General features: G+C 32.8%; 10 protein-coding genes. 3 read left to right on the top strand and 7 right to left on the bottom strand.

Features of this window, described 5'->3' with window-relative positions; translation table 11 throughout:
- From AC061C_RS11230 to pyrR, 5 genes are all read right to left on the bottom strand, one after another.
- The coding region (locus AC061C_RS11230; protein WP_478291246.1) for a ribonuclease Z at positions 1–687 on the bottom strand (687 nt) is incomplete at its 3' end.
- Positions 688–759: 72 nt separating this feature from the next.
- A complete protein-coding gene (locus tag AC061C_RS11225; protein ID WP_478291245.1) occupies positions 760–972 on the bottom strand; it encodes a hypothetical protein in 213 nt (70 codons plus the stop codon).
- Between the two features lie 9 nt (positions 973–981).
- Positions 982–1314 carry a ribonuclease Z gene (locus AC061C_RS11220; protein ID WP_309759786.1) on the bottom strand — a complete coding sequence of 111 codons (333 nt, stop codon included), beginning with the start codon at positions 1312–1314 and terminating at the stop codon, positions 982–984.
- A gap of 71 nt (positions 1315–1385) precedes the next feature.
- Positions 1386–2312 carry an aspartate carbamoyltransferase catalytic subunit gene (locus tag AC061C_RS11215; RefSeq protein WP_478291244.1) on the bottom strand — a complete coding sequence of 309 codons (927 nt, stop codon included), beginning with the start codon at positions 2310–2312 and terminating at the stop codon, positions 1386–1388.
- Positions 2313–2356: 44 nt separating this feature from the next.
- Complete coding sequence (pyrR, locus tag AC061C_RS11210; protein WP_417944285.1) at positions 2357–2896, bottom strand: bifunctional pyr operon transcriptional regulator/uracil phosphoribosyltransferase PyrR; 540 nt, start codon at positions 2894–2896, stop codon at positions 2357–2359.
- A 209-nt stretch (positions 2897–3105) separates the two neighbouring features.
- On the opposite strand from pyrR, the gene AC061C_RS11205 reads away from it, so the two are divergent.
- Complete coding sequence (locus AC061C_RS11205) at positions 3106–3279, top strand: hypothetical protein (RefSeq protein ID WP_478291243.1); 174 nt, start codon at positions 3106–3108, stop codon at positions 3277–3279.
- Positions 3280–3370: 91 nt separating this feature from the next.
- Here the strand turns inward: AC061C_RS11205 and AC061C_RS11200 are convergent, their stop codons facing one another.
- Positions 3371–4990, bottom strand: a complete 1620-nt coding sequence (locus AC061C_RS11200; RefSeq protein ID WP_478291242.1) for an ABC-F family ATP-binding cassette domain-containing protein — start codon at positions 4988–4990, stop codon at positions 3371–3373.
- 255 nt (positions 4991–5245) lie between these two features.
- On the opposite strand from AC061C_RS11200, the gene AC061C_RS11195 reads away from it, so the two are divergent.
- Positions 5246–6178 (top strand): WG repeat-containing protein, encoded by a 933-nt coding sequence (locus AC061C_RS11195; protein WP_478291241.1) that lies wholly within the window; start codon positions 5246–5248, stop codon positions 6176–6178.
- A gap of 20 nt (positions 6179–6198) precedes the next feature.
- Here the strand turns inward: AC061C_RS11195 and AC061C_RS11190 are convergent, their stop codons facing one another.
- Positions 6199–8229 (bottom strand): beta-N-acetylhexosaminidase, encoded by a 2031-nt coding sequence (locus AC061C_RS11190; protein ID WP_478291240.1) that lies wholly within the window; start codon positions 8227–8229, stop codon positions 6199–6201.
- Positions 8230–8686: 457 nt separating this feature from the next.
- Here AC061C_RS11190 and AC061C_RS11185 point away from each other — a divergent pair, with 457 nt between their 5' ends.
- Positions 8687–10348: an MFS transporter gene (locus tag AC061C_RS11185; RefSeq protein ID WP_478291239.1), complete on the top strand. Its 1662-nt coding sequence runs from the start codon at positions 8687–8689 to the stop codon at positions 10346–10348.
- The last annotated feature ends 75 nt before the right edge of the window (positions 10349–10423 follow it).

Here is a 10423-nt window from a genome sequence, read left to right as displayed (position 1 = left end):
GTGGTACAAAACATCGACATTTTTAATAATAGGAAGTATCGCTTCATGATATGCAGTATCAGAACAAAATGCATATTTTTTTGGAGCAATAGGATCAAATGTCAACTTTGCATTTTCAATTACTTTACCATTATCAAGCGTAATGTCTTTGCCGTTTTTAATATTTTGATAGTAGCAGATATCAATTTTATAATTTTCAACAGCATCCATATTCAATTTTCGCTCTCCAATTTTTTCTTCAAACAAAAAGCCATTGGTGTATACTCGGTGCTTTAACGGGATGGTTTTTACTACTACTTTTTGGTCTTCAAAAATAATTTCACTTTCGTTAGATTCTAATTCATGAAAAAACAAACTATAATTGGGCCAAGAATTGGACAACCTCAACTGTAACTTAATGATTTCCTGAATTCCCTTTGGACCATAAATATGTAAATCTGTAGTTCTGTTTAAGAGCGTAAATGTGGACACTAGACCAATTAATCCAAAAAAATGATCGCCATGTAAATGAGAGATAAAAATATGATTGATTTTCGAAAAACGGATTTTGTTTTTTCGCAATTGCACCTGAGTACCTTCGGCGCAATCAATAAGAAAAATTCTATTTTTTATTTCTAAAATCTGTGAAGTAGGATTCGTAAACGTTCTGGGAGTTGCGGCATAGCAACCTAGTATTGTTAGTTTCAATTTCTAATTTCATTTTAAAAGTTAGGATACAAGTAAATATTGAACAGTAGCAGCTAGTTTTTTAAAACTTATTTACAAACTATCAAGATTTTTTTCCTTGTTGTATTTTTTTATTTTTAAAGCTTGAGAAATTATTACTAATAAGCTAATGATTATGGCCCAATAACTGTGCAAATCATTTGTTATACATAAAGAATACAAATTATGGCAAAGTAGTATCGTAGCCACCACTAATAAAACAATACTAAGATAAGGCACTTTGGTGCTGTTAGTTTTAAAATTCATTACTTGTTTTTAAAATCCTAAATCTCTTTCTATTTCTTCCATTTCAATTATGTCATGTGCTTCCAATAAAGATGGAACTACAGTCAGTTTTGCTGGAACTGCATTATAATCAAAATCAGCAGTAACGATAACAAACGATTTTTTAGCTTTTTTATGAAGTTTTGACAACGGCATAAATAATTTAATATCATTTGTAGTCAAATCTGTGTGCTTTAAAAGATCAACAATGATGTTGTGTTTTTCAAATGTTTTATATTGATGCGTAATCTTCATTAGAAAAGAAGTAAAATCACCTTGAGTATCTCTAATGTTAATTGTGTGTCCTTTTTGATCTACTTTCATCTTTATTAAATTTTAGGTCTACTTTTCGTAGATGATTTCACAAATAGCTGTTTTGCTTTTTTTATCTTAAACTATTGAATTTTTGAAGCCAAAAGATAAATTACCGCCATTCTAATAGCGACACCGTTTTCGACTTGGTTTAGAATAACAGATTGATTGGAATCAGCCACTTCGCTAGTGATCTCTACACCGCGATTGATCGGTCCAGGGTGCATAATAACAATCTCTTTGCTCAAGGAGTCTAAAATAGTTTTATCTACACCATATTGCTGTGCATATTCTCGTGTAGAAGGAAAAAAATTCACATCCATTCTTTCGTTTTGCACGCGTAGCATATTGGCCACATCGCACCACTCTAAGGCTTTTATCAAATTAGGTTCAACCGTAACGCCAAGAGATTCAATATATCTTGGTATAAGTGTTTTTGGTCCGCAAACTTTAACTTCTGCACCTTGCATTTTCAACGCATAAATATTAGACAAAGCAACTCTTGAATGCAAAACATCACCAACAATTACCACTTTCTTTCCGGCTACTTCACCTAGTTTTTCGCGAATGGAATAACTATCTAATAATGCTTGTGTAGGATGCTCGTGCGCCCCGTCACCGGCGTTTACAATACTGGCTTTTACATTTTTCGATAAAAAATAAGCAGCACCAGGATTTGCATGACGCATAACTACCATGTCAACTTTCATCGAAAGTATATTATTAACGGTATCTATTAGAGTTTCCCCTTTTTTGACTGAAGATTGTGCTGCCGAAAAACTGATAACATCAGCAGATAAACGTTTTTGTGCTAATTCGAATGAGAGTTTTGTTCTAGTACTATTTTCGAAAAAAATATTGGCGATGGTAATATCTCGTAATGAAGGTACTTTCTTGATTGGTCGATTGATAACTTCTTTAAAATGATCGGCTGTTTCAAAAATGAGGTCAATATCATTCTTATTGATGTATTTTATACCTAATAAATGATTTACGCTTAATTCTTTCATTTTTGTCTACGATTATAATTTTTAATAGCTAGTATTGAAACAACCTAACTGGTAATTAAATACACCCCGTCTTCTCCCTCATTTTCTTTCCAACTTACTTTTACTTTTTCATTATTAATTGCATCAACTTGTCGGCCTCTATAATCCGGTTGTATAGGTAAATTGCGGCTGAAACGTCTGTCAATAAGAACTAGAAGTTCAATTTCTGATGGTCGCCCAAAAGATTGTATGGCTGTTAAAGCAGAACGAATACTGCGCCCTGTAAATAATACATCATCTATAAAGATGACTTTTTTATTTTCAACGATAAAATTAATCTTGGTTTTATTGGCTTCTAAGGGCTTGTCAGTTCGTCTAAAATCATCTCTAAAAAAAGTAATATCGAGATAACCTAGCTGAATTTCTGGAGTTTGATATTCTTTTTCTAAAATTTCTTTTAAGCGCTCAGCTAAAAAAACACCTCTGGGCTGAATTCCTACTAATATTGTATCGGTAAAATCTAGGTGTTTTTCAATTAATTGACAAGCCAAACGATGCAATATGATAGTAACTTCTTTTGCAGTAAGTAATACTTTTTGGCTCATTGTACTTGTGTAATTTTGTTTGACAAATATACAAATTCAAATGTATCATTTTATAAATAAAAACATAGAAAATGTATGCTCCAATATTTCGACCAGCAGCGATATTTTGAAAGTCAATTTTGTAACTATCTATAAAAATTATATAACAAATACTTTAAGGCAAACTGTAATTTTGAAAATTAATAATTAATAGTTTAAAATATAAAACCATGGAAACCAAAATAACAAGAATACTAATGCTGTTAGTAATATCCCTTTCATTTACAAGTTGTTCCATTATTGAAGGTATATTTAAAGCGGGAATTGGTGTTGGTATCTTTATAGTTGTTGCAGTGATAGCCATTATAATCTTTATTATTAGCAAAATTTTCGGTAGAAAATAAACAACAATACTTTCGAATTACTATTTGAAACCAATTCAAAAAAAAATCTCCCACTATTGCGGGAGATTTTCTACTTTATATAAATCACTTTTTATATGGTATACATTTTAGTTCTTAATTCCTGAACACCTTCGTTATCCAAGTATTCATCAAACGTCATATATCTATCAATAGCGCCATTAGGTGTTAATTCTACTACTCTATTTCCAACGGTTTGAGCAAATTCATGATCGTGTGTGGTGAAAATTACGGAACCTTTATAGTTTTTTAATGAGTTATTGAAAGCCGTAATCGATTCCAAATCCAAGTGGTTGGTAGGCTCATCCAGCATTAAAACATTAGCTCTTTCCATCATCATTCGTGACAACATACAACGCACTTTTTCTCCTCCGGATAATACTCTGCAGGTTTTTAAAGCTTCTTCTCCCGAGAAAATCATCTTTCCTAGGAAACTACGAATGTTTACCTCATCACGCTCTTCTTCGGTTTTTACCCATTGACGCAACCAATCTACAAGAGAATAATCACTTTCGAAAAATGAATGATTATCACCTGGCAAATAGGCTTGGTTAGTTGTAACGCCCCAATCAAAAGTTCCTGAATCTGCGGTTTGATTTGCGTTTAATATTTCATAAAATGCAGTTGTCGCACGTGAATCTTTCGAGAAAAGAACGATTTTATCGCCTTTGGCCATATTCAAATCTACTCCTTTAAACAAAATTTCTCCATCAATAGAGGCGCTTAAGTTTTGTACATTTAAAATTTGATCTCCTGCTTCACGCTCTTGGTCAAAAATAATTGCCGGGTAACGACGGCTTGATGGCTTTATCTCGGAAATATTCAACTTACTGATCATTTTTTTACGAGAAGTAGCTTGTTTAGACTTGGCCACATTCGCACTAAAACGACGAATAAATTCTTCTAGTTCCTGTTTCTTTTCCTCTGCTTTTTTGTTTTGTTGTGCACGTTGTTTTGCGGCTAATTGACTGGATTCATACCAGAAGGTGTAATTTCCAGAATAATGATTTATTTTACTGAAATCAATATCAGAAATATGCGTACAAACTGAGTCTAAAAAGTGTCTGTCGTGAGATACTACAATTACAGTGTTTTCATAATTAGCCAAGAAGTTTTCTAACCACGCGATCGTTTCAAAATCCAAATCGTTGGTAGGCTCATCCATAATAAGCAAGTCTGGATTCCCGAACAAAGCTTGCGCCAAAAGCACTCTCACTTTTGTTTTTCCTTCCAAGTCCCCCATTAAAGTATAATGATGCTCTTCTGTAATTCCTAGATTAGACAACATTGATGCGGCATCAGAATCAGCATTCCAACCATTCATTTCTTCAAATTGTACTTGCAACTCCCCTATTCTGTCTGCATTAGAATCGTTGTAATCTAAATACAAAGCATCCATTTCTTTTTTGATTGCGTATAAGGTTTTATTTCCCATCATTACGGTCTCCAATACGGTACTCACATCAAACATGTTGTGGTTTTGGTTTAAAACCGACATCCGTTTTCCTACCTCTAAATGGATATGTCCAGAGGTTGGATCCATTTCACCCGCAATTATTTTAAGAAAAGTAGATTTTCCAGCGCCATTGGCTCCGATAACGCCATAAATATTACCGTGTGTGAAGGTCGTATTTACTTCGTCAAACAAAATTCGTTTGCCAAACTGAACTGATAAATTATTGACTGTTAACATGAATGTTTATTTTATAAAATTTTTGCAAAAATACGAAAAAAAATACACAGATATGAACTAAATAATAATGTAGTTATCAATAGCTTTTTTTGGCATTTATTAAAATTTTAAAAAGTTGATTTCGGTTTTTTTGTTTGAGAAAAATTGCTTCAATTTTAATACCTTTATCTAAATTATATCTTACATAATTTAATTTTAACACTAATAAATAGAAATACATCAACAGACCGAAACCAATACCTCAATTGATTTAATATGAAAAAAAATTGTACTTTCTTATTGCTTTTAATTTCTTATCTAACGTTTTCACAAACTGAAAAGTTATTCTATTATATTGAAAAAGATAGTCTTCTAGGTGTAAAAAATCAAGATGGAAAAATAATTGTTCCTGCTGATGTGACTTGGGAAACAGTTGCTTATAATGATAGTATTGAAATCAAATCTAGTATTTTCTTATTGAGTTTTAAGAATAGAGGAGATTTATATTTTGACAGAAAAGGAAATTACTTATTCAAAACTGCACTAGCTGCATTGGGAAATAGTGATTTTCATGAAGGATATATTCTTTACGAAGAAAATGGAAAGTATGGATTGGCTAACAGACTTGGAAATAAAATCATTTCAGCCCAATATGATTATATCTCACCTTTGGACTTTGGGTTTGCACAATATTGCAATGGCTGTTATTGGGACACCTCCAAAGATGAAGAACATCCACCTTTAGTTGGAGGTGTTTGGGGTTTTGTTGATAGGAATGGAAAAGAAATTACTACAACTTCAAAACGAAATCATCCGAAAGATATAGAAACAAAAGAGCATCAGTTCATTCCCTATCAGTTTAAGTACAATAAAAAAGAACAAGAAATTTTAGCTTTTTTTGAAAAAAGAAAAAATCAAATCATCAGGATTAATGGCTTTAATTGTTCTGATAAAAAGTTGTTTTTTGAAATTGTCGAAAAACCATCTGAATTTGAAAACTTTTACAAGATTAAAACTTTTGAATTATGTGATAAACATCCTAATGGAGCCGATGAAAATTATGATGATTATAAAAATTTTAAAGTATCTGCAGACGGAAAAAATTATTATGTTTTATACATTGATTTAGTTAATTACAAAGAGTATTCAGAATATGTTGAAAGAAAAATTCCTGTTGATAAATGGATTAAAAAAAATCTTAATAAATAGTTTGGCTTAACACACCGATATCATTGACTTAATTTCTTCAAACTCCCATACACTGCTAATTCTACATCAGCGGAGTTTCTCACGTTACATTTCTCAATTAGCTCTTGTAATACTAATGAATTTACTTTTTGTTTTTTTTCCATTACAAGCAAAAGCTGCTGAGATACATCACTTAAACTTTTTGATAAAGGCAACAGCGGTTGTATAAGAGGAGCATTGGCACTCAAAGCAATTAAATTAGAGTTTAAGGCAATCCACTTCTTGAAAAAATCGGTCACCACAGCTTTATTCTCCTTGCTTTTATTCGCTAAATAATTTTTCACAGCTGCATTAAAATCTAATGCTTCCGAAGCATCCGCGTTACAAGCATCCGCGAATAAGGTTAACGGGGAATGCATGCGGTATTTCTTTCCGCCACCATTGCGTTTGTAATTTTTTAGTGGCTCACAAAGGTTCGAAAAATCATTCAATGCGCGTGTATCTTGGTTGTTGCTAATGTTTCTCAAAATCACTTCTTTGTTTCTAATATGAGTAATTCCAAGTTCTTCTAATCGAAAAGAAATCGTTTTCAACCTTTTGCGCAAGCTGTTCATATCATTTACATCGGCGTTTGACCATAATCGCTCGGCTATTGCGGCGGTTCGTGGCCAAATCCTAGAATCTATATTTAATGGCGTTACAAGTTCGCTCCACATGGCAGCTTCTCCTCCTAAAACCCTTGCTTTTTCCTCTGGAGTAAGAATGATCTTTTTAGGCAAGGGATCATTCAAATAATGACTTTCTAAACCTAGCATCAAATCGATATAAAAGCCATTTGACAAAATAGTATTGTATCCGCTTTTTGCAGCTTTGATTAATGCTCCGCCAGCTTCTTGACCTTCATTTGTGCCTCTCCAAGCATGAATTATGGCGTCTTTAGACATATTTTCGGTCATTATTTCCTCCCAACCCATTAATTTTTTGTCATGTTTTTTTAGCATTGGAATCAACTTCATGTTAAAATATGTTTGCAAATCATTCTTGTTTCCTATACTATTTTCTTTCATAAATTGCTGAATAGCTGGGTTTGCATTCCATTCCTTGCCACTGTTCTCATCACCACCAATATGAAAATAAGTACCTGGAAATAGTGGGCATACTTCATCAAAAATAGAATTTAATATTTCATACGTTTTAGGATTAGTAGGATCTAAAGTTGCATTATAAATACCTGAATTGCGTTGTACTTCATAGGATACTTTGCTATCACTTACTTTGCTCCCAATTTCTGGATACGCCGTCAACAGTGCCGAGGCATGTCCCGGTACATCAATTTCGGGAACTATTAAAATTCCACGGTCATCTGCATATTTTACAATGTTTTTTATTTCCTCTTGCGTATAAAAATTCCCATCCGAAGCTAATTTTGTTAATTTAGGATGATTTTTCAATTCAATTCTCCATCCTTGGTCATCGGCTAAGTGCCAATGAAAAACATTCATTTTCATAGATGCCATAGCATCCAGATTTCTTTTGATGACATCAACTGGTTGGAAATGTCGAGCTGCATCTATCATTAGTCCTCTCCAAGTAAAACGTGGTGCATCTGATATTTTAACAATTGGAAAATAATAGGAAGTACTGTTGTTTTGTAGCAATTGCAAAAGTGTTTCTAATCCATGTAAAGCACCTAAATCTGTAGTTGCATCGATTGCTATTCTTTTGGAGGTAACTGTTAACCGATAACTTTCGTCTTCATTGATTTCTATTTTTCCATTTCGAGTACAATTTATTTGTAATTCGGCTTCGGGATATTCATTGGTTTTAGTCAAAAAGGCTTGCTCTAAAAACAATCCTGTTCTGCCATCCAATCGACGTAAAAAGTTAGTTGCACCAATAAAAATTCTACCATTTGGTTCCCCTGTAATATTTATTTTAAAGCTCTTGCTTAAAGCAAAAGTACCTTCGGTTAAATTTATATTTTGAGGCCAAGGCATAAGGTTCAATTGCTCTTTTTGTATTTGAGCATTTGAAACCATGCCAGCAAATAATAGAATTAAAATGAATTTCATAAGGAGTTGGTATTGTAGATTTTTAAAATTTCGATAAACGCGCAGTTATATTTAGAGAATAGGTTTTAAAATTATAGGTTCAAATACACTTCTGCTTTATTTTTAAAGTACACTTTCTACTTTATTTTTTAATGATTGATAAAGATACCTTTTTTAAATAGCGAGAAAAAAACAATTTGACTGTTCCTAAAAAGAAGGTCGTAAAATTATTGTATTCTCTAAATTTAAACTCAATATTACAAAATAACCCAATACTCTAATTTGTAGCCTGTTCTTTAATTGTTTTGCGTACAGTAAACTTTGAAAAAAAAGCAGACATTTAGAACAAAAAATGGTTATTTAATAATTATATCAACATTTAGCCTGATTTATTTTTTTTTAATTTACTTAACAAATATATTTACAATCTTGCAATCGAATCAAATTCATTTCAATAATCATTAACCAACTTAAACCTATGAATTCAGAACAAACTAAGTCCAACAATTCCGCACTTTATACGCTAATTACCGTATTTTTCTTCTGGGGATTTATTGGAGCATCAAACGGAATTTTCATTCCATTTTGTAAAGCTAAATTTGGCTTAGACCAATTTCAAAGTCAACTTATTGATTTTGCTTTTTACGGTGCGTATTATGTCGGAGCTTTATTGCTTTTCATTTTTAGTAGTATTGCCAAAAAAGACATTCTAAACGGATGGGGATTTAAGAAAGGAATTATTTATGGATTGCTGATCAGCACTTTGGGTGCTGTATTAATGATAGTAGCAGTAACTCAAGGTAGTTACCTTTTTATTCTTGGAGCATTATTTATAGTAGCACTTGGTTTTTCATTGCAACAAACATCAGCACAACCTTTTGCAGCATCTCTCGGAGAACCACATTCAGCATCCAGCAGATTAAATCTAGCGGGAGGTATAAATTCATTAGGAACCACAATTGGTCCAATCGTAGTTTCTATTGCCTTATTTGGTGTTATAGCTGGAGTAAATATTGAAGAATATGCTCAAAAACCAGATTCATTAGATTCCATGAGAATTCTTTATGTTTTTGTAGGTGGCTTATTTTTATTAGCCGCTGCATTATTCCAATTCTCAAAAAAATTACCGTCAGGAAAAAGCGATCCTACTTTTGAAACCGCAAATAAAGCGATGAAGACATTGATTGGTATTACTGTGATTTTAGTTGCAATTTTTGCCTATATCTTTTCCCGGTATGAAGACACTGAATTCATAACACGTTTTATAGAGAATAAAGAAAAAGATTATTTAGGATTAGCATTAACCGCTACAACACTTTTAGTCATTGTTATTGGATTATTATTTGCTAATACAACAGCACAAAAAAATTCTGAAGGATGGGGCGCCATGAAATACCCTCAATTGGTTTTGGGAATGCTTGCCCTTTTCTCTTATGTAGGTGTCGAGGTTACAATAGGAAGTAATCTAGGTGAGCTATTGAAAACGGATGTATTTGGATCCATTACTGGACCATCATTAGCACCATACATGTCTATGTACTGGGGAAGTTTAATGATTGGTCGTTGGGCTGGTGCTATTACCGTTTTTAACCCATCATCACAATTAAAGAAAATCTTATTAATCGTAGTTCCTTATATCGCTTTTGGCGTGGTATTGGCCGCTAACGCAATTTCTGGTCAAGATGTAACACCGTTATATGCTTACGCATTCGTGATTTTGTTTCAAATTGCTGGTTTCTTTTTAGGGAAAGATCAACCATCAAGAACCTTAATGATATTTGGTTTAATGGGAATGACAGCCATGCTTATTGGTTTATTCACTACTGGAACAATAGCTATTTTTGCTTTTATGAGCGGTGGATTATTCTTAAGCATTATGTGGCCATCTATTTTCTCATTGGCAATTGCAGGATTAGGTAAATACACTTCTCAAGGTTCTGCCTTCTTGGTTATGATGATTCTAGGTGGTGGAATTATTCCGCCATTACAAGGAAAACTGGCAGATATCATCGGAATTCATGCTTCCTACTTTATTCCTGTTTTATGTTTTGCATTCATCGCATTCTACGGATGGAAAGTAATTGGAATTCTAGAAAAACAAGGAATCGGAAAAGAAATAGAAGTTGGTGGAGGACATTAATTTCATCACAAACTAACCAAAACCAAACCAACCAAAAAATCCCATTTCAAATTTGAAATGGGATTTTTTTATTTA

It is taken from the genome of Flavobacterium sp. GNP010, assembly GCF_056428945.1.
Note: the sequence above shows the minus strand (reverse complement) of the source record. Positions and strands in the feature narration are given on the sequence as shown.

What these genes read in the sequence shown, in the direction of transcription:
- AC061C_RS11195 (WP_478291241.1), top strand. Translation starts at nt 5,246, where the DNA reads ATGAAAAAAAATTGTACTTTCTTATTGCTTTTAATTTCTTATCTAACG.
- AC061C_RS11185 (WP_478291239.1), top strand. Translation starts at nt 8,687, where the DNA reads ATGAATTCAGAACAAACTAAGTCCAACAATTCCGCACTTTATACGCTA.
- AC061C_RS11225 (WP_478291245.1), bottom strand. Translation starts at nt 972, where the DNA reads ATGAATTTTAAAACTAACAGCACCAAAGTGCCTTATCTTAGTATTGTT.
- AC061C_RS11205 (WP_478291243.1), top strand. Translation starts at nt 3,106, where the DNA reads ATGGAAACCAAAATAACAAGAATACTAATGCTGTTAGTAATATCCCTT.
- AC061C_RS11200 (WP_478291242.1), bottom strand. Translation starts at nt 4,990, where the DNA reads ATGTTAACAGTCAATAATTTATCAGTTCAGTTTGGCAAACGAATTTTG.
- pyrR (WP_417944285.1), bottom strand. Translation starts at nt 2,896, where the DNA reads ATGAGCCAAAAAGTATTACTTACTGCAAAAGAAGTTACTATCATATTG.
- AC061C_RS11215 (WP_478291244.1), bottom strand. Translation starts at nt 2,312, where the DNA reads ATGAAAGAATTAAGCGTAAATCATTTATTAGGTATAAAATACATCAAT.
- AC061C_RS11220 (WP_309759786.1), bottom strand. Translation starts at nt 1,314, where the DNA reads ATGAAAGTAGATCAAAAAGGACACACAATTAACATTAGAGATACTCAA.
- AC061C_RS11190 (WP_478291240.1), bottom strand. Translation starts at nt 8,229, where the DNA reads ATGAAATTCATTTTAATTCTATTATTTGCTGGCATGGTTTCAAATGCT.